Source organism: Algoriphagus lutimaris (assembly GCF_017051705.1).
Classification (GTDB): Bacteria; Bacteroidota; Bacteroidia; order Cytophagales; family Cyclobacteriaceae; genus Algoriphagus; species Algoriphagus lutimaris.
Genome location: NZ_JAFIDJ010000001.1, coordinates 2,012,479 through 2,035,176 on the forward strand (window position 1 = coordinate 2,012,479; position 22,698 = coordinate 2,035,176).

Consider the following 22,698-nt stretch of genomic DNA (forward strand, 5'->3'; position numbering starts at 1 on the left):
TCAGGACCTAAAATCCTGAACCTGCCCCGACGGATTTTCAACCTGGTTCAAGCGCGAGAATAAGACTATTACCCATACGATTACCTTTCGAGATTGAAATCACGAAAAGCAAAAAAGCCAAAGACAGAACTGCCTTAGTCCATTGGTGGAATTCAGATAAATCCTAAGGTAATATTCCTTATTTTAAAGTTCCCAAACAACACACAGACCATGAGCAAAGCATTACTCAGTTTTTTATCACTCCTTTTAATCTCTACCATTACCCTGGCCCAATCCTCGCTTGATGAGCAATTAAACAATCATCAGTTTCGGTTTATTGGGCCTGAAGGCAATCGTGCGATTGCGGTTATAGGCGAACCAGGTAATCCACAAGTTGCCTATATTGGCGCTGCTTCTGGGGGACTTTGGAAAACGGAAGACATGGGCATCAACTGGCGCCCCATTTTCGATGATCAGGACATATCCTCCGTAGCTGCGGTGGAACTGGCCCCTTCAGCCCCCAATCAGGTGTGGGTAGGAACCGGAGAAACATTTATCATTAGACCAGCCCATGCCATGGGAAATGGGATTTACTTCTCTCCTGATGCAGGCAAAACCTGGGAACACAAAGGTTTAGAAAAAACAGGTCGTATCGGCAGGGTTTTAGTTCATCCGACTAATCCTGAAATAGTTTATGCAGCCTCCTTGGGACACACCTATGGGCCCCAAAAAGAAAGGGGAATCTATAGAACCAAAGATGGTGGGGATACCTGGGAACATGTCCTATTCATTGATGAAGGAACCGGGGCTTCAGATTTAGCAATAGACCCCGAAAACCCTGATATTCTTTATGCTGCCATGTGGTCCATCCACATCAATACTTGGGGGCTCAACTCAGGTGGAGCAGGTAGTGGCATTTATAAATCCACTGACGGTGGGGATACCTGGGAACCCATGAGCAAGAATGGCTTGACCTTCGGAGCAGAGAGACCCGTAGGCAAGACTTCCGTAGCCGTTTCACACAGCGACCCCAATGTGGTCTATGCACTTTTTGAGGCGGAAAGCCCTGAAGTATGGCGCTCTGAAGATAAGGGCATGAGCTGGGAATTGATGAGCCAGGAGCATGACTGGAACGAGCGTGCACCCTACTATACGCGACTCCGTGTTAACACAGGAGATCCCAATGAAATTTATTCCATGTCGGTACGTTTTGTCCATTCCTTAGATGGAGGCAAAACCAGAAATCCTAGACCGCCCCGTGGCGGAGGTGACAACCATGACATTTGGATTGACCCCACCGATCCAGACCGGATTATGGTAGCCCATGATGGAGGGGTAAGTATCAGTTTCAACCATGGAGCTTCTTTTCAACGGGTGGTGTTGCCGATTGCACAGATGTACCATGTGGCAGTAGATGACCAGATTCCCTATAATGTTTTTGGAAATAGACAAGATGGTTGGTCTTATATGGGTCCCAGCAATTCATTGGCAGGATACATTCCTCTGGGACTTTGGAAAGGCGTGGGGGGTTGTGAAAGTGGCTTCGCTAAACCAGACCCGGTGGACAACCATATCATTTGGTCTGGCTGCTACGATGGCGGATTGGAAAGACATGACTTGAGAACTGGCTATTCCAGAGAGGTGCGCGTATGGCCAGAAGCAGGCTATGGTTGGGCTCCGGCAGATATGAAATACCGCTGGCATTGGAATTTTCCACTGGCTCATTCTCCTCATACCAAGGGAAGAGTCTATGTGGGAAGCCAGTTTGTGCATAAGACAGATGATGAAGGTCAAAGTTGGCAAATCATATCCCCTGATCTGACTTTGAACCTGAAAGACCATCAGCAAAACTCGGGAGGAGTAGCGACTGATAACCTCATGACTTTTGATGGAGCCACTCTTTTTGCCATTGAAGAATCGAAGTTGGAGGCGGATGTGATTTGGGTCGGGACCAACGATGGGCAAGTTCAATTGACCAAGGATGGCGGAAAAAATTGGACCAATCTGACCGCAAATATTCCTGATCTTCCAGAATGGGGAACCATCGCTAACATTGAGCCTTCTCGCTATGACAAAGCCACGGCCTATATCACGGTGGACCTACATCAAATGGGCGATTTTGATCCTTATATTTTCAAAACCACTGATTATGGACAAAGTTGGACCAAGATTTCCGAGGGTATTCCAAGCTCGGAATCAAGCTTTGTACATGTGGTCAAAGAAGATCCAAAAAGACCAGGCTTACTCTATGCAGGTATAGACAAAGGTATTTATGTCAGCTACGATGATGGACAAAGCTGGAGTCGCCTAAAACTCAACCTTCCCCCTGCTCCTGTTTATTGGTTGGAGATACAGGAACGTTTTGATGACCTGGTAGTCGGAACCTATGGTCGTGGGTATTACATTTTAGATGATCTTGCCGCAGTCAGAAATCTGGATAAAACACAAGATATCGCATTCTATGAAGTTCGGGATGCGTATCGCTTTAACGAGCGAGAAAACATCAAAACGGATGGGGTCAGCTTCAATTCAGGGCGTAATCCAAGTTATGGGGCTAGTCTGAATTATCATTTACCTGAAACTTTTACAGGGGATGCTAAAATTGAGATTAAAAATGCCAATGGGGAATTGGTACGTAGCTTGCCTGCTCGAACCAATGCTGGTGCCAATCGTGTACAATGGGATTTACGATATGAGCCCACCTATACTCCAAAACTTCGAGTGGCTCCTCCAGGAAGGCCTTGGGTTCAACTCAATGGGGAAGGTTGGAGACCATTGGTGCAATGGGATTTAGACCTCATGGCAGGACAGTATGGCCCAAGGGTCGTGCCTGGTGAATATACCGCCAATTTGATTTTGACAGACTCAACGGGTACAGAAGTGGCGAACACATCCACCACATTTATGGTCTTGAAAGATCCTTATGCTGAAGGCAGTATAGAAGATTTGCAAGCCCAAGTTGCTTTCTCTTTACAATTACGTGATGCCATGAATTTGGCCGTTAGTAATATCAATGCAGTTGAACAATTAAGAAAAGAATTGGACATCATTCTCGCTGAAGAGTCAGATCGGAAAACGCAGCAGGAGGCCTTACGATTAAAAGCAGCAGCAGAAGAAGTGGCCTCCAAACTCTACGACATCCACCTGACCGGAGCACGTGAAGATGCCTTTCGCTCCCCTATCAAGCTTTATGGTCGATTGAGTGCGTTGGCTAGTGATATCAATGCGAGTGGAATTGACTACCCTCCTACCGACCAGCAAGGTGAAGTGTACCAAGTCTTAGACGCCCGATTACAAGTTGCCATTGAGCAATTTTCAGAACTGATCAATCATGATATTCAGGAGTTCAATAAAGCCTTGGAACGCAAAGACCGACGGATTGAAATTGAGAGAGTAAGTAAAAACTAGGTTTCATGTAAGCGAATAAGCACATCCATTTTCTTTTCCTGATCAGCTCAAGCTGTTTTAGATTTTATCCCCATTAACCATTGAGGTCTCAAACACCTCAATGGTTTTTTTAATGACTCTAATTTTCTTTTTTGAAGAGCTCCCATGAATACACCAATTTGGAATCAACTAAAAATGAGTATTTTAGAAAAAGAACATTGCCGATCCAAATTGAGGATTGATTGGTGTTGATTCCAACTATTTTGACTCTAGCATTTGGTAGTATTAGCAATGACTCATGATAAAATTCTTTAGAAAAATTAGGCAACGTCTATTGGCTAAAAATAAATTCAGCAGCTATTTGGTTTATGCAATTGGTGAAATCATCCTGGTGGTCATAGGAATTTTAATAGCCCTATCGATCAATAATTGGAATCAAAACCGCTTGGACCGTAACCTAGAGTTCCAGTATTATAAACGGGTTTTGGAAGATGTCAAAGAAGAAAAATTAATCCTAGAAGCGACTATAAATTATTCCAATCAGGTGATTGGCCATGCCAAAGAAGCCATTGCTGTATTTGAAAATTCACCAAATGCCCATCCGGATCCAGTTCAAAATCTTATAGATATGTATCAGGCGAGCCAGTTGCAAGACTCCTATTCTGCTTCGTCCACTTACAAGGAGCTTATTGCTTCTGGTCAAATTAACCTGATTCAAAATGAGGTTTTAAAAACTGCCTTAATTCGGTTTTACGAGATAGAATGGACTGAAACTGGAGTTTTCAAACTTGAAAACACGTACAGAGTAAATTTAAGAGGAAAGATGCCAAATGAAATCCAGACAGAAATTCGATCCAATTGCAACGATATCTATGTAAAATCGAGGGGTAACTATCTAACAGCCTTGCCCGATGCATGTGAAATAACTTTAGCCCCCCATTACGCCAGATCAGTAGTGGAAGAGCTACGGCAAGACGAAAGTTTAAAAAAGGATTTGCGGTATTTAATTGGGAATGAGACCGGCAAACAAAATGATCTGAAGCCAATAATAATTCAGCTCGACGATCTCAAATTGTTACTTGAAAACATAAACAATGATTAAATTTTTTAGGAAAATTCGTCAAAAATTACTTTCAGAGAATAAATTCAGTAGATACCTTCTATATGCCATAGGGGAAATTATTCTAGTAGTGATAGGAATCTTATTGGCCTTGCAGATCAACAATTGGAACTCCTTCCAAAACGACCGGGAAATTGAGCAGAATGTATTAAAAAGCCTGGCCAATGAATTTAAAATAAACCTCTCAGAACTCAAAAAAGACCATAGGTTGAACCAAGCTTCTTTGGAAGCAGGGTATGCATTGCTGCAGGAAAACCGAACCGAATTGAGTTCATATGAAGTGGACAGCCTAATAGGTACTGCATTGAATTACGCCACTTTTGATGCCCGAACAGGAGTCTTTGACGAAACCATAGCTTCCGGAAAGATGAGGTTGATTCAAAACGATAGTCTTAAAACCCTATTGAGCCTGTGGACGGGAAAATTAAAAGACTTAGGAGAAGATGCTATTATTCGGCGAGACCATATCGTTCATAATGCTTCCCCACTTTTTAGAAAATATATTCCTTATCGAAATTTTGACAAAGCTTATGACCGAAACGACTATTTAAGAGAACTAAGAATTAATCCCATCGAAATTCCCGAATCTAATTACGCTGAGTTTTTTTCATCATTAGAAGTGGATGGAGCGATTTATGAAATCTACTTAAATCAATCCTATACGACGAGTAATGAAGTCACTTTGCTAACCTATATCGAACAAGTAATTAGGATGTTAGAGTCCAATATAAAAAACCATTAACAAAAGGAACCTGTCTCCATGGAATTGGTATTTGAGGATTCATTTTTTAGAATACATAAAAATATGAGGAGTCTAGCAACTCGACGGAATTTTTATACCAACAACTTACATACTAAATAAAGCCACCTACTGCACCAATATTTAATCTGTTAAAAATGAGTATTTTATAAAAAGGTATACCGCTATAAGTTGAATTATAAAGTAATACTCGATATATAATGAACAACTAATGGTAAAAATCATCAGATATGAGAAAATACTTCTTTTTAGTCCTTAGCATACTACTTTGGACCATTATGGTCATTGGATTTTCTGATAATTGGTTAACAGATATTCATCAACCCAGTAACTCACAACCTAAATTTCTAATTCATGCACTTTTTGCATTTAGCTGGTTCACCCTCTTAGTGTTTCAAAATATGCTAATCAAAAAAGGCAATGTAACGGCTCACAAAAAAGCCGGCAAAATAGGTTTTTTGATTTACATCGCTTTCCTCCTAAGCACCTTACCTCTCTACTTCAAAGAATTTGAGCCATTATCGATCATGGTTTTTAGTCAGCTAGTCTTTGGGTCAATCTTAATCGGATTGGCTTATTACAACAGAAAAAAAGACACCCATAAACACAAGGCTAATATCATGTTAGGCTCTTTTCTGCTCATCCAACCTGCTTGGGATAGAGCGGTGGGTCATCTTTTTGGGAATTTCGGTTTAGAATGGATCTTGTTTTTTATCCTTATTTATGGACTATTTATTTGGTAGCATAAAAAGCTTAAGTGGCAAATAGTAGTGGGATTTTTCATTTGGGCGGCAGGTCTCGCCAATGTGTTCAGTCATATGGCTTAAAAAACACCTGTTTTCCTGGTACAGCGAAGGTTGATGATCGAATTAAAAAAACCTGAAAGCATAAAAAAAACCGAGCCTAGGCCCGGTTTTGGTGTTGGTTTAGTATGAATAATATTACTTCTCTAAAGAGATATATTTTAAAAACTCATTCCGAGCTTGTTCATCTTTTTCAAACTTACCTGAATAAAAAGAAGTCACGGTGGAACTATTTACGTCCTGCACTCCTCTGGAGCTTACACACATATGGTTGGCATCCATGATGACCGCCACATCATCTGTCTTCAAAACCTCTTTCAATTCGTTTCCAATCTGCATCGTCAATCTTTCCTGAACTTGTGGTCTCTTGGCAAAATATTGTACAATTCTGTTGATTTTGGACAAGCCGATTACTTCTCCGCCCGAAATGTAAGCGACATGTGCTTTACCATAAATCGGGACAAAATGATGTTCGCAGTGTGAATGAAAGGTGATGTCTTTCTCCACCAACATCTCATTGTACTTATACTTATTTTCAAAAAGCTTGGCAACAGGCTTGTTTTTGGGATTCAAACCGCTGAAAACTTCTTTCACATACATTTTTGCTACCCGATGAGGTGTACCTTTCAAACTATCGTCTGTCAAATCCAAACCCATGATATGCATGATTTCACGGAAATGCTTTTCGATTAATTCGATCTTTAATTCATCATCCATTTCAAAAGCATCCTCTCTCAATGGTGTTTCTAAAGATGTCCCTACATGCTCTTCTCCAATTTCCTCAAATGAAGCGCTGGAAATATTAATTCCCATCGTATTCAACAAAGTTTCTTTCTGTTTCATAAAGTCGAATCTTTAATTCGAATTTCCGATCAATTTTATCCCTCAAAATATTCCAAATAACCACTGCAATATTTTCGGCGGTTGGGTTAAGTTGATTGAATTCATCGGTATCCAGGTTTAAATTTTTATGATCAAATCTATTTAAGACATGCTCTTTGATCAAATCGCTGAGCACTTTCATATCATATACATACCCAGAAGCTGGGTCTACTTCCCCTCTTAAAGTCACCACTAATTCATAATTGTGGCCATGATAATTGGGATTATTACACTTACCGAAAAAAGCCTTATTTTGCTCATCTGACCATTCTGGATTGTGTAAACGGTGCGCAGCATTAAAATGCTCTTTTCTAAATACGGTAACTTTCATGCGTTGTTTGAACAGTGGAAATTTAATTTTTGTTTATCTTTTTCTATATTTTTTTAAACATTATTAATAATCCCCTACTGATCAGGGTTTTAAATTTAAAATCAGCTGCGAAATTACAGAATAATATTTCGCTATAAAAGCTATTGTGTAATCATGCAATTTAATAACTAGAAGAACTTAGCAATAGGTTCCCTTTACTAGTTAATGAAAATCAATAAAATTCTTTAAAGTTCTGAGCCATTGGAACTTTTATTCCAAGAATCAACATTGTATCTTTGAAATATCATCCGGATTAAATGATTTCATCGAATTTACTTATTCCCATTCTTTGGATTTTCAGCTATGTTTTTCCGATGGAAGAAGCAACTTCTATTGAAAAAACCATTACGCCTCCACCTCTTTCTTTATATGAGCAATTAGCAGAAACTTCTGCATCGCTTCCCAATAAGGAAGTGTTCGATCTTGCCCTTAAGGGATGGAAGAAATTGAGTGGAGAGTTGAAATCACAGGTAATTACCATCATTGATTTTAGTTTGCCTTCTACCGAAAAACGGCTTTGGATCATCGACCCTCAAAACAAAATGGTCTTACTTAACACCGTGGTTTCCCACGGAAGAAACTCCGGCAATCTGATGGCCAGTAAATTCTCTAACCAGCCAGAATCCTACCAAAGTAGCCTCGGTTTTTATAAAACTGCTGAAACTTATCAAGGTAAGCACGGCTATTCGCTTCGCTTGGATGGTTTGGAAAAAGGATTTAATGACCAGGCCAGAAATCGAGCGATCGTCATTCATGGTGCTGATTATGCCCGAGAGGAATTTGCAAAGAACGTAGGAAGATTGGGAAGAAGCTTGGGATGCCCGGCGCTTCCTACAGAAATCTCTTCAAAAGCCATTGACTTCATCAAAGGAGGCTCACTTTTATTTATCTACGGAAAGGACTCTTATTATCTCAAGTCTTCAGCTTTGATTCAGGCTTCAGTGGAGCTTTCAGCTTCTTGATCAATTCCGTATCCCGATTATAGATATCATGCCTGAAATGGGCATGTCCCGCTTCATCAGTCCAAAATGTCAAATACAACAATAGCACAGGAACTTCTCTGTCCAGTTCTACCACTTCCTCTTGCTCCTGATGCATTGCCTTTTGGATTCTTTCCCTAGTCCATTTTTTATTTCCTAACAAGGCCTTAGCAAATTGATCTGGATACTGAATCCGGATACACCCATGGCTCAATGCTCGTGACTCTCTGGCAAAAAGACTTCTAGCAGGGGTGTCGTGAATGTAGATATTATAATCATTTGGGAACATGAATTTCACTAAGCCCAAAGAATTTAATCCTCCTGGCTTTTGTCTGATTCGATATGGAAAATCAGTCCCCTCTTTTCCCATCCAGTTTACTTGTTTTGGGTTCAATACTTCTCCCGAATTAGACACTAATTCCATATTTTTTTCCTTTAAATAATCTCCATTTTTCCTTACAGAAGGAATGATTTCATCTTGAGTAATGGAGGGTGGAATGTTCCAATAGGGACTAAAAACGATGTAACTCATTGGAGCTATAAATACAGGGGATTCATTGTATTCTTTCCCTACAATTACTTTAGCAGAAAGGATGGTATCCCCATCTTTCATGTAGTCCAATTGGTAATTGGCAATATTCACCAAAACCAATTCTTCCTCCCATTTGATCTCAGGCATCCACCGCATCCTTTCTAGATTGACTGAGGCAATTTCAATCAGTTTTTCAGGAGAATCATTTAGGAAATCGGCGGTCAACTCTCCGATTGCCCCATCCGGATTCATTCCATTCTCCATTTGATAGTTTTTCAAGCCTTTCCAGATAATTGAATCAAAAAGAAGCGCATCTTTCACCTCATACTCTTGCAGAAAACCCCAAAACTTCAATCGATCCCTTAAGCCAGTTACAGAAGCATGCCTATCTCCAACTTTCAAGAAATGCTCAAAACTTACAGGCTTCCAACTCAAAGTATCCTCCTCGCCCTTCTCATATAGAGTTTGAATTACTTTTCTACCCTTCGTATACATTTCTATTTCAGGATAAAGGGATGCCAGTGCTTTTTGGATATCAAGACCGACCGCTACTTCATCCAGCAAATCCAGTGAATGGATTTTCGACTCTTTGGCGGCTAATTTCCAATAGGATCCCCTTTCATTTGGAGCAACTTTCCCTACCTCCAAGTCTTTGGAAAGCCTCAAAAATGCATCCGTCATCAAAAATTCAAGATCCACTAATTCTGGAGTGGATTTGGGCTTAAGAATCTTTCTATTTCCATGAATTTCTTCGAAAAACTCCTGAATCAAAATTTGGTTGTAATCTTCAGGGTTGAGTCCATCGTATTTGACATTTTCAATTTCCATCAGGAAATTTTCAGCTAAGGAATTAATTTTTCCATTCTCTGACCAGATTTCTTCAAAATCCCTTTTTAAATAAAAGGCCTTGATTTCTTCTGAGCTAAGTAGTGGTTCCCCAGCAACCTGTACAGCTTGTTTTTCATCATATGAAGAAAGCCTCATTTCGATTTCCTCCGTAAGGTCCGACCTTCCTATTCTTCCTACTATAAAAATAGAGGCAGCAATCAAAAATAGAACTAAAATAATAATCAGTGGTTTATTTTTCATGGTCAAGAAGGGTAGGTTGAGATATTCCTATGCTCCACAGTCCAATTTGAGTGCTGCATATTCTAAGCTTCTTAAAGATTCAAAAAAGTAGCCCATTTAGGCTCTAAATAAAGTTTTTGCTAAAAAAAGAAAATCCATTTGAAATAGATTCAAATGGATTCGCGAAATAAAATTCCTGTTTTGGGGAATCTGGATTCTATTATTAGTCCAAACTGTTCTGCTTCAAAGCTAACAGTACTTTTTCATCTCGGTCATAAATATCCTCCCTAAAATGTGCCTCTCCTTTAGTATCTGCCCAAAAAGTAAGATAAACCAACACCACGGGGATTTTACGATTCAATTGGACTACTTGTTCCTGAGTCTGATGCATAGCAGTTAGTATACGGTCCATGGTCCAGCTCGGATCATCTGCCAACAGCGCTTTGGCAAAATCCTGGGGATTTCTAACACGGATACATCCATGACTTCGAGCTCGATCATCCAAATCAAAAAGAGACGGGGCATTAGTATCGTGGATATACACATTATGTTTATTGGGAAACATAAATTTCACTAGACCCAAAGAGTTACCTTCTCCGGGTTTTTGACGAACCAGATAAGGAAATGACTTGGAATTCCAATTAATAGTACTTGGATCTACCAATTTGCCTGAAGGAGTGATGACTTCCATGTTCTTTTCAGATATGTAATTGGGATTTTTCCTGACACTGGGAATGATCTCACTTTGGGTAATGGAATAGGGGATATTCCAATAAGGGCTAAAAACAATGTAACTCATGTCCGCCATAAATATGGGGGATTCATGGTATCTCTTTCCCACTATCACTCGTTCAGTCAAAAGTGTATCGAGGTTTTTCAAGTAATCCAACTGGAAGTTAGCGATGTTCACCAGAATAAATTCCGCATTCTTTACGGTATCAGGGAGCCAACGCAACCTCTCCATATTAACGATCGCTTTATTCAGCTGCTGCCGAGGACCATCATTAAATGCTAGAACCGTCTGCCTACCAATAACTCCGTCAATATCCAAACCATGAGTTCCCTGAAAATCTTTGATTCCATCCATCATTACTGAGTCATATAATCTCTCGTCCTGAAAATCATATTCCTCAAGTAACCCCCAATAAATCAAACGTTCCCTTAACCGAGGAATCACCGGATTGGATTCTCCCACATGGATTGCCTTGTCAATTTTGACCTTCCTCCAGTTCAGCGTATCCTCTTTTACCTTTTCTACAAGCTCTTTGATTACTTTTCTTCCTTCCTTGTAAATGCTGAATTTAGGATACAAAAGTTCAATGCTTCCATGAATATCATTTTTAGCCAAGGCTTCTTCTAATAAGGCAGGAAAGGTATGAACAGGCTCTTTTCTGGCAATTTCCCAATCCTTTCCAAACTTAGACGGATCAACTTTGCCTATCTCGAGATTCCTAGCTAAATGAAAAAAGGCATCGCTTAAGAAAATATCAAAATCAGCAAGATCTCCAGGTTCGTTTGCGACTCCATTGGCCTTATTCCCCTCAAAAGTCCTAAAAAACGACTCAATCATACTTAAATGGTAATCCTCTGGCGTCAACCCATCAAATTCAGACTGAAGTATCTCCAATCTCAAATCATAGGCTGCTTTTGTCAATAAACCATTTTGTGACCATGCCTTTTTAAATGTTCGATTGTTATAAAAGTTGATGATTTCATCCGTAGTCAACAAGGAAATCTTACGGATTTCAATCTTATCCATAGGTTCATCCGATTCTATCCTAAACCGTATCAGTCTACTCACCTCATCTTCAGATTGGGCATGTAAACTAACAACTTGAACTATGAAAAAGAGGAAGAAAAAAGCAAAAAATGGAAGCCTCATGGATGTTTATGATTTATTGGATTTGAAAGTCTTGATATTTTCTTCCTACTTCCCAAGCCTCCTTTAGCATCTCCAGAAAATCACCCATTCTGTGAAGCGGAATCAAATTTGGCCCATCACTCAATGCTTTAGCTGGTTCCGGGTGAGTTTCTATAAAAAAGCCATCAATCCCTGTACCTGCTGCTGCTCTTGCCAAAATCGGTGCGAATTCCCGTTGCCCACCGGAAGTTCCTCCTTGGCCTCCCGGTTGCTGTACCGAATGAGTAATGTCAAATACCACAGGAGCAAATTGCCTCATAATAGGTAAGCCCCTCATATCCACCACCAGGTTATGGTAGCCAAGAGAAAAACCTCTTTCGGTCAAACACACATTTTCATTTCCAGTAGACCGTACTTTGGTCACTGCGTATTGCATATCTTCAGGTGCCATAAACTGACCTCTCTTGATCTTCACCGCTTTTCCAGTTTCTCCAGCAGCCAATAATAAATCGGTTTGTCTGCAAAGGAAGGCCGGTATTTGCAATACATCTACTACCTCAGCTACTTCCTTTGCTTGGTAGCTTTCATGAATATCTGTTACCAAAGGAACGTCCAAAGCTTTGCCTACGCGTTGCAAAACCTCCAAGGACTTATCCATCCCAATGCTTCGGAATGAACCTGAGGAAGTCCTATTAGCTTTATCAAATGAAGCCTTAAAAACATAGGAAAAGCCATGTTGTTCCGCCCAAGCTTTTACTTTGGTGCCAATTTCAAGGCAAATATCATAGCTTTCTACAGCACAAGGCCCAGAAAAAAGTACCGGTTTTTCTTCCCCTAAAATCACCTGATCGGTAATTTTCATGGGTTTAGTATTTCTAATCATGCTTCTTTAGTTGATAAACTCTCAATAATCGGGACCAATAGTCCTTTGGAATGTAAAATTAAATCTCCTACCTCTCTAAATACCCCTTCTCCTCCTTTGCTTTGGGTCACCCAATGTGCAAATGGTTGTACATAAACCAAAGCATCTGCAGGACAAATGGCAAGTCCTACTTGGCTTAGTATGGGAACATCGATCAAATCATCCCCAATGTAAGCAACGGTCTCCATGTCTATTTCCATGGTTTCCAGGAGATCGTTTAGCTTTTTGCCTTTATCCTTCACTCCATGGTAATGAAAATCAAACTTCAATTCCTCGCATCGGTTCATCACTACTTGGGACTCCCTGCCAGTAATCGCTCCAACCAAAACGCCGGATTTCCTCAAATGCTTGACAATTAACCCATCTTTTACATTGAATTTTTTAAATTCCAATCCTCTATCATCGTAGATGATTCCCCCGTCAGTCATCACCCCATCTATATCGGAAATCAGGAGTTTGATTTTTTTTGCTCTTTCCCAAATGTCTTCAGAAATTGAACTGAAATAGGATGCTATTATTTTTTCTGTTTCCATTGGATTGAGTAAAGGTCTAATCTTCTTTGTTCTAAATTTCTTACACTCCCTGCTTTTCTTTGCTTGGTCAATAAATCCAAGTCTACATCTGCCACAATGATAGTTTCTTCATTTTCAGAAGCCTGCGCTACGACCGCATCGTGAGGGAATGAGAAATCAGATGGTGAAAAAATAGCTGCTTGAGAATACTGGATATCCATATTTTCTACCTTAGGAAGGTTTCCTACGGAACCCGTGATCGCTACATAACATTCATTTTCGATAGCCCGGGATTTGGCACAGGTATTTACTCGAAGAAAAGCATTCTTCGTATCCGTCCAGAAGGGCACAAAGAGAATGTCCATCTCCTGTTCTGCCAAGATTCTTCCTAATTCAGGGAATTCCACATCATAGCAAATCAGAATACCGATCCTTCCTGCGTCTGTGTCAAACACATTGATTCCATTTCCGCCTTGAAGTCCCCAATAAGCCGCTTCATCCGGAGTAATATGTAATTTGTATTGCTTGGCTTGCGTGCCATCTCTTCTACATAAGTAACTCACGTTTCTAAGCTTTTTACCATCGTACTCAGGCATAGAACCGCCAATCACATTTACATTATAAGAAACCGCCAAGTCACTCATTCTAGAAACAATCTCATCGGTATAATCGGCCAAATTACGAATGGCCTCAGAAGCATCCATGTCATTAAACTCTGCCAACAAAGGCGCATTAAAGAACTCTGGAAGCAAGCAAAAATCTGATTTGTAACCTGATACCGTATCCACGAAAAACTCTACCTGTTGCATCAAATCATCCACATTGGAAAAACGACGCATTTTCCATTGAACCAGGCCCAATCTTACGATGGATTTCTTATTGCCTATCAGCTTTTCGTCTTTCTCATAATAGATATTGATCCATTCCAAGAGGGTGGCATAGGCACGGGAATCAGTATCTTCAGGAAGGTATTTGGTGATTACTTTACGAACGTGAAATTCATTCGCAAGCTGGAAAGACAACACCGGATCAAAAATCTCTTTATTCTTGACCAAATCGATGTATTTACGAGGGGTCATCTCATCCGCATAATTGGCGTATCCAGGAATTCTACCTCCGGCAATTATAGATCTTAAGTTGAGGTTTTCACAGAGTTCCTTTCGCGCATCATACAATCTCCGCCCAATACGCATTCCTCGGTATTCCTTATCTACAAACACATCGGTACCATACAAGGTATCCCCCTCATCGTTGTGTGTGTCAAACTTCCCATACCCTGTAATCTCATCATAGGTATGGTTATCACCGAACTGGCTATAGTCCACGATCAAACTCAAGGCTGCCGCGACCACTTTCCCATTGTCCTCAATACAAATCTGACCCTCTGGGAAAACTCGTAGTTGATTTTTAAGTTCTTCCTTAGTCCAGGCCCCCCCTGGGTTTTTATAAATTGAAACCATGATTTCCCGGATATCTTCAAAATCCGAGAGTTTTATATTCCGTAGCCGAAGCCTATGTTCAAGTTCTTCTTTATTCTTACTCATGCGTCAAAATTAATAAAATCCAATCATCCATTTTAAAAGCATGACTAAATCACTCTTAAAACAAAATATTATATTGAACTTTTAATCAGGTTTAAATATATATAGTTTAAGGCCCTTATTCTCAATAATTTTAAAGTCGAAATTTCGACAAAGTACCCAAATTATATGCAAGAAAATCTAAATCAAGTAGCAAAAGAAAAAGCTTCCTCATTTATAGAATGGTTTCAGGACATTATGAATTATAGCCTTTTCAATTTGGGCGAGTCTAAACTTACCATTGGGTTAATTATTACCCTATCCATTTCATTCATTGCACTCTTTGTAGTAACAGAATGGATCAGACGGTTTATGGTCCATAAGGTTCTAAAACGATACCATATTGATGTAGGCACCAAGCAATCCATAGGCACCATGATCAAATATTTATTGATCTTGGGAGGCATCTTCTCCATTTTACAAACCAATGGAATTGATTTAAGTGCCTTTGGAATTTTGGCAGGTGCCTTGGGTGTCGGTATAGGTTTTGGTCTTCAGAATATCACCAACAATTTTATTAGTGGACTAATTATACTTTTTGAACAACCCATTAAAGTCGGGGATCGAATTGAAGTGGGAGATGTAACAGGGGATGTAATCAAGATTTCTGCACGGTCTACTATGATTGTCACCAACGACAACATCACTATTATCGTTCCCAACAGTCAATTCATAGATAGTCAAGTAATCAATTGGTCACATAACGAGCGTAAGATCCGTTTCAACTTCCCGGTGGGAGTTTCCTACAAGGAGAATCCAGAAAAAGTCAGGGAAATCTTGTTGGATGTTGCCAATGCCAATAAGGGGGTATTGACCACTCCCGAGCCAGATGTACTTTTCGAAGATTACGGGGATAGCAGTATTAACTTCAACTTAAGGGTTTGGACTTCTGAATATATCAATAGACCAAAGATCCTTAAAAGTCAGTTGTATTATGAAATCTTTAGAAGATTTGGCGAAGAAGGGATCGAAATTCCATTCCCTCAGCGAGATTTGCATCTTCGTTCCGGATTTGAAAATATGATTAAATAGCCTATTTTTCGTAAATTAACTCTTTTCATACAGGAAAGCTTGGGGTTGAACATGAGAAAACTGTTATTCATAGGTCTGTTTATCTGTACTTGGTCAGCCGCCAATTCTCAGAGCTTCTACCGCTATCGTTTTGAAGAACCTTGGTCTATCGGAGCAAGTATAGGACCTACCCAATATTTTGGAGAATTATATTCCTTTTGGAAATATCAGGAAGGTATTCAACCGGATTGGAACGCTAACTTTTTGGTAAGAAGAACCATAGGAACACACCTCCGGGCAAGGTTGGAAGGGACTTATTATAAAATGTCCGGAGCGGATGAACCTTCAGATCCACGAGCCTTCAGATTTCCGAGAAATCTAACTTTCCGATCTAAAAACTGGGAAGTATCGAGCATCTTCGAATACCATTGGCACCCAGTCAAAGTGCCCAATATCCATAGACCACTTTGGAACCCTTATATTTTTGCAGGTTTGGCATTATCTACCAATAATCCTGAAACACAGCTTGATGGAGAGTGGGTAGATTTAAGGCCGTTACAACTCGAAAACAACCCCTATGAGCGTTATATCATCGCTTTCCCAATGGGATTAGGCCTTAAATACAAATTAAATGTCTACATGGACCTGACTTTTGAAGGTAATTATAGATTCACGCTCACCGACTATATGGATGATATTTCCGCCTATAATGTCAGTGAATTTTATCTAGACTTGGTAGAAGACTATGTAGATGGAAGCAATCCAGATCGCTTGAGGCTAGCCATAAGAAACCCTCAATTTTTAGATGACAATGGTATGCCAGACGTAGACAAAATCCTTAAAAATGGAGGAAGGATCAGAAGAGGCTCCGGGTTAAGACACCGTTTTGATGGATACATGACTGTCAACATAGGGCTGGAAATTCACCTATCCGAAGACATCTTCCAAAACTGGATCTTCAGGGATCGAATCTACGAGAAGCGGTTTAGATTCTGGTAATTCAGACCTTAATACTGAGCACAGCCAAGTCGCTTTGAAACACCAGCGTTTCAGTAGTTCCAACCTGATAATTCGGGATTTTTTCATGATGACCGGAGACTAAAGCCATCAATCCTATTTTATGCAATTCACTAAATTTCTCTAACCCAGTTTCAGGATCGGAATAATTAAAAACATGTTTATGGAAAGTAAACTCCTCAAAGCCCTTGATGAAATGATTCATGCGCTCCTCCACTTCAATAGAATTTGTAAAATGAGCTGGTGTATTGACAAAAACCAGATGCACACTGGCTCTAAATACTTTCACCAGCGGCTTGATACGTTCAAAAGCAGTTTTGGAAGCATGGTCAAAATTTGAAGCGAAACCTACTTTTCTAAATCCATTCCCGTCCAATAATTCCTTGACTGCAAGAACAGGATAAGGAGAGTTTCTTAAGATTTTTTGAAGGGTACTCCCAATAAAATTCACTCCGCCATTCCCTTTTCCATAAGCTCCTAAAACAATCAAGTCAGCGGAATACTCCTTTGCAACCTGAAGTATTGATTCAAATGGAACACCAATTTTCACAATTGGTTTGATCGGCGCTTTGGCAGGAGTAATGGTCCGCAAATAGGAGGGCAAGACTTCTAAAGCTTCATTGTATTCATCCAGAACTTCAGAATGTTTGGCTTTTGCCTCCTCTGATAAAAATTCCCAGTCCAATTCGGTAGGAACCACGGTAACACATAGAATTTCCGCTCCTGACTTATGACTGATTTTATAAGCAGTTTGTAAAGCGGCAACAGCATATGGAGAGAAATCAAAAGGAACAAGTATAGTCTTCATGGTTATTGGGGTTATAACTTAAACCTCAATATCCTTAAAAACCCATCAACTTATCCTAATGAAAATCAAGTAGAAACATGATAAAAATCCTGTTTTAAAAAGTAGATCTAGACCAGGTCTAATTCCATCTTCACGTCACACCTACAATATTTACCTGCTTCTGGAACCGATTCATAAAAACCAAGTTTTTTATAAATATGTAAGGCTGGCTGAAGTTTGGTACTACTATACAGGACCAGTTTCTTCCCTCCCATTTCTTTGGCCTTGTCAATAATAGCTTTGCCCAATAACATACCTACGCCCTTCCCTTGGGCAACTGGCTTAACTCCCATTTTCACCATTTCAAAAACTCCATCTTCTGCTTTCGCGAGGCCCACAGTCCCCACAACTTCATCGCCCATCTTGGCAAAAATAATATCCCCTCCAGGTTGTATGATTACCTGCTCAGGATTTTCCAGCTGAGCAATATCAAAAGGTTCCAGCGTAAAATAATCTTCCACCCAAGCCTTGGTGATCGCGACAAAATCAGATTTGTAATCAGGAGAATATGGAATTATGCTTAGATTACTCATGGAAATAGGTTTTAAATACGCTGTAAAAATAAGCAGAAACCCTTAGCTTAGGAATACTAAATATCAACCAACGCATGAAATTGAAACAATTAATCTTCGGATTGGCATTCATCTTTTGCCTTCCAATGATGGTACAGGCTCAAAACCCTGAAGCAAAAATTAAAGAGCTAGGCCTCAACCTTCCTGAAGTCGGTGCACCTATGGGGACTTACGTTAAATGGCGACAAGTAGGTAATGTACTTTATCTTGCCGGAAATGGGCCTGATGTGTACGGCAAAGTGGGGGCTGATCTAACCGTAGAAGAGGGGTATCAAGCTGCTAGAGAAACAGGTATAGAAATCCTAGCTGTGCTCAAAGCTGCTACAGGTGGTGATTTGAGCCGAATCAAACAATTTGTAAAAGTATTGGGAATGGTCAATTCTGCCCCTGACTTCACCAAACATCCTGCAGTCATCAATGGTTTTTCTGACTTGATGGTAGAAGTTTTTGGAGAAGCAGGAAAGCATGCAAGATCTGCTGTGGGCGTAGCTGCACTGCCTAATGATATTGCCGTAGAAATTGAAGTAATCGTCGAACTGAAAGACTAAGCTCAAAACAAGCTTTGTTGGACAGGAAAACCTTCCAACTCCAGCAAAGCTTGTTTTCTTTCCAAGCCTCCTGCATAGCCTGTCAGCTGACCATTCGTACCAATAATCCTGTGGCAAGGAACAATCACCAAAATGGGATTGGCTCCAATAGCTGCTCCCACCGCACGAATCGCTGCTGGGTTTCCCAGTTTTTGGGACAATTTCATATAGGTAGTCGTTTGCCCGAAAGGGATTTCATTCACGGCCTGCCAAACACTTTTTTGAAAATCTGTTCCTTTTAAATCCAAAGGAAGATCAAATACTTTTCTCTTGCCAGAGAGATACTCATCCAGCTGATGTTTTACTTCCTTTACCATTCCTTCTAAGGATTCATCACTAACCGGATCCTCGGTAAACTGAAGTAAAGTGAGTTTTCCCTCATCTAGTTCGATGAGCATGTTTCCCAGGGTGGTGGCTATAATTGGCATGGACTAATTAGTGTTTTTCAAAAGAGAGAACGTAAAAGTATTTCAACTGTATTTCGCCGAATGGAGTGAGACATATTTCCTTTTCATTAGTTAATACATCAACTCATCGCCAATCGATACCTCCAAATCTCTCTTACCTGTTCGATCTCCACCTCAAAAGGCGGGTAAATCGGATTGGCGGAACAAAGTAGCAACTTCTTTTCTTTTTGGATTCGATTGTAAGCCAGTTTAAAAGTTACGCCATCCTGTTCGGTTACCACCACATAGCGTTCCCCATTTTTGATGGACAGCCAATCATCTACATATTCACAAACGATCCAAGCTCCATCAGGGATGGGAAGCATAGAATCTCCATCTACCTGAAACACGCGATGCTTTTTATCCATGGGTAGAAATGGCAAGGAAAATCGAGGCAAATCAGCAATGTATTCCGGATCGGCAAAACCGGCCAGGTAACTTGCTTTGGCACGTTGGGAAACCACTTCGATTAGCTCCCTCCCCTGTTCATCCACGGTCGTCGCCAAAACCCGAAGTTTTCTTCCTCTCAGAAACTGGTCTGTTTCCAGCAATTCACGAAGCTTATATTCCGAATAAGATGTCAAATCTTCCCGAAGCAAGATATCCACTGATACCCCCAGATGATCCGATAGCTTCACCAAGGTTTCCAAGGGAGGATTGACATTGAGCTCATAGCCTGCCAGTTTAGATCTGGAAATCCCCAAGGCAGAGGCTAACATCTCTTGGGTGAGCGATTTTTTCTTTCTTAGAAACTTAATGTTGGCGTTTAAAGTCATAATTATATCTGAAATACAGTGGAAACACAATGGAAATAAGCCCGCAAGCGGGCGAAATACTAGACTAGCTATTATCTTTTAGTTGATTTTTAGCAGAATAAGTAGATTTAATCATGTTATTTAACCTGACTTGAACATCACGCCTGAGCTGATTGAATAATAAGAATTCTTGATCAGAAACAATACCTCTTTCAAAGCCCAAATCAATCCAATGTTCTACGCCTTCGGATAAAGATGCCCTTGAAATGTAATAGAATCTGGATTTTTCTGAAAAATGAAATCGAGCATATCCCTCAGCAATATTTGCTCCTACTGAATCAACAGCAGATAACATTTGATCGCCCCAAACTTTCTTTTCTTGAAAACTCAACCGTTGATAAACAGTCCATGCACTCGTAGAAAGCTTTCGGGAAAGACGATAAACCTCTAGCTCATGAATTGGGATATAAGCTGATTTCTCATTCATATTTTATTTTTTAGTGGAGTATATTTTTTACGAAATAGATTTCGAATCAATTATTTCACCGACCGAAGGGAGGTGTATTTCCATTTTATTTCTATTGTATTTCGCTACAGGCAAATCCTGCAAAGCATATCTCCCCCTTTCCGTCAATCTCCTTCAATCTTTCACTCCAAGTATCCAAATATAAAACTTTTGTTTAAATTATAAACATTAAAATGTCAATTTAATTAACAATACAAATGGAAGGGAAGAGAAGCATCGTGCACATGGATTTGGATTCCTATTTTGTGTCGGTAGAACGGTTATTTGACAGCAGGCTCAACGGGAAGCCTATATTGATCGGGGGCTCAGGAGACCGTGGGGTCGTAGCTTCCTGTAGTTATGAAGCAAGAAAATTCGGGGTACACTCTGCCATGCCCATGCGTACTGCCAGGCAACTTTGTCCCGAGGCATTGATCATCCGAGGAGATTTCGAAAAGTACAGTCAAAAATCCCACGAGGTCACCGAGATCATTCGGGAGGAAGTCCCTTTGTTTGAAAAATCCTCCATCGATGAATTCTACATCGATCTTACGGGAATGGATCGCTTTTTCGGTTGCTTTAAGCTTTCGCAGCAAATCCGACAACGAATCATGAAAGAAACCGGGCTGCCTATTTCCCTAGGACTCTCAGAAAACAAAACTGTCTCTAAAGTAGCTACGGGTGAAGCTAAACCCAATAATGAAAAACAGGTTCTTTTTGGGGAAGAAAAGCCTTTTCTCGCCCCTCTTTCGGTGCGGAAAATCCCTATGATCGGAGAGAAAACCTCCCAAACGCTCTACAATATGGGCGTTCGGAAAGTGCATACCTTGCAGCAAATGCCAGCCGAACTCCTGCAGGCTACTTTTGGAAAAAATGGGAATATGATCTGGGAAAAGGCTAATGGCATCGACCGGTCTCCGGTAACTCCTTACTCTGAAGCCAAATCCATCTCTACGGAAAACACCTTCGAACAGGACACCATTGATGTGAAAATGCTGGAAGCAACGCTCGTAGCCATGTGTGAGCAACTCGCTGGAAAGCTCCGTCAAAACCTACAGTTAACAGCCTGTGTGAGTGTGAAGATTCGCTATTCAGATTTTGATACACACACCGTACAGCAACGCATCCCCTATACTTCCGCAGACCATACGCTGATCCCACTGGTCAAGGAACTTTTCCGTAAGCTCTACAACCGTCGCATGTTAATCCGCCTGATTGGAGTACGTTTCAGTTCGCTGGTTTATGGCAATTACCAGATCAAACTCTTTGAAGATACTCAGGAGCAAATCAACCTGTACCAGGCCATGGACAAAATCAATGGAAAGTTTGGAGAAAAAACCATCTGCCGAGCCGTAGGCATGAGCGTAGGAAGAAGAAGGTTCAACCCATTCAATGGAATGGCTGTATGAGAAAAAGAAGTCTTGAAATTCAATAACACAAGCACGATATTGCTTTAAATTCAACTCTAACTTGAAAAAAGACTCCTATCTCTTCACTTCTACCCATCTTGGTTTTCGAACCTGGATAGATTCTGACCTAAAACAGTTTAGCTCCATGAACTCTGACCCGGAAACCATGAAATACTTTGAGAAACCTCTGAACATGGAGGAATCTAAAGCCATGATGGAGCGGATGAATAAGCTATATGAAGACAAAGGTTATTGTTACTTCGCTGTAGAGCGATTGGAGACAAGCGAATTTTTAGGAATGATTGGATTAGGATGGAAGACTTTTGAGGCGGAATTCACCCCTTGTGTGGACATAGGATGGAGAATCCGGAAAGAATTTTGGAACAAAGGCTATACTACCGAAGGGGCAAAAAGATGCTTGAACTATGCAAAGGAACTTGGACTCAAAGAGGTGCTTTCACTGGCCTCCTCAGACAACAAAGCCTCCATTCGGGTTATGCAAAAAATCGGAATGGAATATTGGCTGGATTTTGATCATCCGGACCTAAAAAAGTCAAAACATCTGAATCCTTGTAGTTTGTATCGGATAATACTTTGAAATACCATTGAAATAAACCTCCCTATGGTCGGTGAAATACTAAACCAAGCTATTTCGCCGAAGGCTTATTTCGGACGACGAAGGAGTCCCTATCTCGCCGTAGGCATATCTCGGGAGCAAAGCGACCCTATCTCAGCGAAGCTGTATCTGAGGAGAGCAGCGACTCTATCTCGCCACAGGCCTATTTCGGACGAC

22 protein-coding genes are annotated in these 22,698 nt (G+C 40.5%); 10 read left to right on the forward strand and 12 right to left on the reverse strand.

Annotated elements, in window-relative coordinates; translation table 11 throughout:
• Positions 1-210: 210 nt before the first annotated feature.
• From JYB62_RS08285 to JYB62_RS08300, 4 genes are all read left to right on the forward strand, one after another.
• Entirely contained in the window at positions 211-3,387 is a 3,177-nt protein-coding gene (locus JYB62_RS08285) for a VPS10 domain-containing protein (protein ID WP_205644926.1), read from the forward strand.
• A 277-nt stretch (positions 3,388-3,664) separates the two neighbouring features.
• On the forward strand, positions 3,665-4,468 hold the full coding sequence (locus JYB62_RS08290; RefSeq protein ID WP_205644927.1) for a DUF6090 family protein: 804 nt from the start codon (positions 3,665-3,667) through the stop codon (positions 4,466-4,468).
• Positions 4,461-5,228: a DUF6090 family protein gene (locus tag JYB62_RS08295; protein WP_205644928.1), complete on the forward strand. Its 768-nt coding sequence runs from the start codon at positions 4,461-4,463 to the stop codon at positions 5,226-5,228. The genes JYB62_RS08290 and JYB62_RS08295 overlap by 8 nt, the downstream gene beginning before the upstream one ends.
• Positions 5,229-5,476: 248 nt before the next feature.
• Positions 5,477-5,989, forward strand: a complete 513-nt coding sequence (locus tag JYB62_RS08300; protein WP_205644929.1) for a hypothetical protein — start codon at positions 5,477-5,479, stop codon at positions 5,987-5,989.
• Positions 5,990-6,187: 198 nt separating this feature from the next.
• Here JYB62_RS08300 and folE read toward each other — a convergent pair whose 3' ends face one another.
• Both folE and JYB62_RS08310 read right to left on the reverse strand, forming a co-directional pair.
• Complete coding sequence (folE, locus tag JYB62_RS08305; RefSeq protein ID WP_205644930.1) at positions 6,188-6,892, reverse strand: GTP cyclohydrolase I FolE; 705 nt, start codon at positions 6,890-6,892, stop codon at positions 6,188-6,190.
• Complete coding sequence (locus JYB62_RS08310) at positions 6,852-7,262, reverse strand: 6-pyruvoyl trahydropterin synthase family protein (protein WP_205644931.1); 411 nt, start codon at positions 7,260-7,262, stop codon at positions 6,852-6,854. Before JYB62_RS08310 ends, folE begins: the two co-directional genes overlap by 41 nt.
• A 296-nt stretch (positions 7,263-7,558) precedes the next feature.
• On the opposite strand from JYB62_RS08310, the gene JYB62_RS08315 reads away from it, so the two are divergent.
• Entirely contained in the window at positions 7,559-8,263 is a 705-nt protein-coding gene (locus JYB62_RS08315; RefSeq protein WP_205644932.1) for a murein L,D-transpeptidase catalytic domain family protein, read from the forward strand.
• Here the strand turns inward: JYB62_RS08315 and JYB62_RS08320 are convergent.
• From JYB62_RS08320 to JYB62_RS08340, 5 genes are all read right to left on the reverse strand, one after another.
• Positions 8,214-9,902, reverse strand: a complete 1,689-nt coding sequence (locus tag JYB62_RS08320) for a L,D-transpeptidase family protein (protein ID WP_205644933.1) — start codon at positions 9,900-9,902, stop codon at positions 8,214-8,216. The two genes, JYB62_RS08315 and JYB62_RS08320, sit on opposite strands and share 50 nt — an antisense overlap.
• A 202-nt stretch (positions 9,903-10,104) precedes the next feature.
• Entirely contained in the window at positions 10,105-11,763 is a 1,659-nt protein-coding gene (locus JYB62_RS08325; protein WP_205644934.1) for a L,D-transpeptidase family protein, read from the reverse strand.
• A gap of 13 nt (positions 11,764-11,776) precedes the next feature.
• Positions 11,777-12,625: a 3-deoxy-8-phosphooctulonate synthase gene (gene kdsA, locus JYB62_RS08330; RefSeq protein WP_205644935.1), complete on the reverse strand. Its 849-nt coding sequence runs from the start codon at positions 12,623-12,625 to the stop codon at positions 11,777-11,779.
• Positions 12,622-13,197: a KdsC family phosphatase gene (locus JYB62_RS08335; protein ID WP_205644936.1), complete on the reverse strand. Its 576-nt coding sequence runs from the start codon at positions 13,195-13,197 to the stop codon at positions 12,622-12,624. Before JYB62_RS08335 ends, kdsA begins: the two co-directional genes overlap by 4 nt.
• Positions 13,179-14,720: a bifunctional GNAT family N-acetyltransferase/carbon-nitrogen hydrolase family protein gene (locus JYB62_RS08340; protein WP_205644937.1), complete on the reverse strand. Its 1,542-nt coding sequence runs from the start codon at positions 14,718-14,720 to the stop codon at positions 13,179-13,181. Before JYB62_RS08340 ends, JYB62_RS08335 begins: the two co-directional genes overlap by 19 nt.
• Positions 14,721-14,885: 165 nt before the next feature.
• On the opposite strand from JYB62_RS08340, the gene JYB62_RS08345 reads away from it, so the two are divergent.
• The gene (locus JYB62_RS08345) at positions 14,886-15,788 is read left to right on the forward strand and encodes a mechanosensitive ion channel family protein (protein ID WP_205644938.1); all 903 of its coding nucleotides are present in this window, start codon (positions 14,886-14,888) and stop codon (positions 15,786-15,788) included.
• A gap of 51 nt (positions 15,789-15,839) precedes the next feature.
• Positions 15,840-16,766 carry a DUF6089 family protein gene (locus JYB62_RS08350; RefSeq protein WP_205644939.1) on the forward strand — a complete coding sequence of 309 codons (927 nt, stop codon included), beginning with the start codon at positions 15,840-15,842 and terminating at the stop codon, positions 16,764-16,766.
• A 1-nt stretch (position 16,767) separates the two neighbouring features.
• On the opposite strand, the gene JYB62_RS08355 is transcribed toward JYB62_RS08350, so the two are convergent.
• The gene (locus JYB62_RS08355) at positions 16,768-17,592 is read right to left on the reverse strand and encodes a universal stress protein (RefSeq protein WP_205644940.1); all 825 of its coding nucleotides are present in this window, start codon (positions 17,590-17,592) and stop codon (positions 16,768-16,770) included.
• 107 nt (positions 17,593-17,699) lie between these two features.
• Positions 17,700-18,164: a GNAT family N-acetyltransferase gene (locus JYB62_RS08360; protein WP_205644941.1), complete on the reverse strand. Its 465-nt coding sequence runs from the start codon at positions 18,162-18,164 to the stop codon at positions 17,700-17,702.
• A 74-nt stretch (positions 18,165-18,238) separates the two neighbouring features.
• On the opposite strand from JYB62_RS08360, the gene JYB62_RS08365 reads away from it, so the two are divergent.
• A complete protein-coding gene (locus JYB62_RS08365) occupies positions 18,239-18,751 on the forward strand; it encodes a RidA family protein (RefSeq protein ID WP_205644942.1) in 513 nt (170 codons plus the stop codon).
• Positions 18,752-18,753: 2 nt separating this feature from the next.
• Here the strand turns inward: JYB62_RS08365 and JYB62_RS08370 are convergent, their stop codons facing one another.
• From JYB62_RS08370 to JYB62_RS08380, 3 genes are all read right to left on the reverse strand, one after another.
• Positions 18,754-19,218 carry a methylated-DNA--[protein]-cysteine S-methyltransferase gene (locus JYB62_RS08370; RefSeq protein ID WP_205644943.1) on the reverse strand — a complete coding sequence of 155 codons (465 nt, stop codon included), beginning with the start codon at positions 19,216-19,218 and terminating at the stop codon, positions 18,754-18,756.
• Between the two features lie 98 nt (positions 19,219-19,316).
• On the reverse strand, positions 19,317-20,012 hold the full coding sequence (locus tag JYB62_RS08375) for an XRE family transcriptional regulator (RefSeq protein WP_205644944.1): 696 nt from the start codon (positions 20,010-20,012) through the stop codon (positions 19,317-19,319).
• Between the two features lie 64 nt (positions 20,013-20,076).
• Positions 20,077-20,478 carry a four helix bundle protein gene (locus JYB62_RS08380; RefSeq protein ID WP_205644945.1) on the reverse strand — a complete coding sequence of 134 codons (402 nt, stop codon included), beginning with the start codon at positions 20,476-20,478 and terminating at the stop codon, positions 20,077-20,079.
• Between the two features lie 236 nt (positions 20,479-20,714).
• Here JYB62_RS08380 and dinB point away from each other — a divergent pair, with 236 nt between their 5' ends.
• Both dinB and JYB62_RS08390 read left to right on the forward strand, forming a co-directional pair.
• Complete coding sequence (gene dinB / locus JYB62_RS08385) at positions 20,715-21,905, forward strand: DNA polymerase IV (protein WP_205644946.1); 1,191 nt, start codon at positions 20,715-20,717, stop codon at positions 21,903-21,905.
• Positions 21,906-21,966: 61 nt separating this feature from the next.
• The gene (locus JYB62_RS08390) at positions 21,967-22,503 is read left to right on the forward strand and encodes a GNAT family N-acetyltransferase (protein WP_205644947.1); all 537 of its coding nucleotides are present in this window, start codon (positions 21,967-21,969) and stop codon (positions 22,501-22,503) included.
• Positions 22,504-22,698 lie beyond the last annotated feature (195 nt).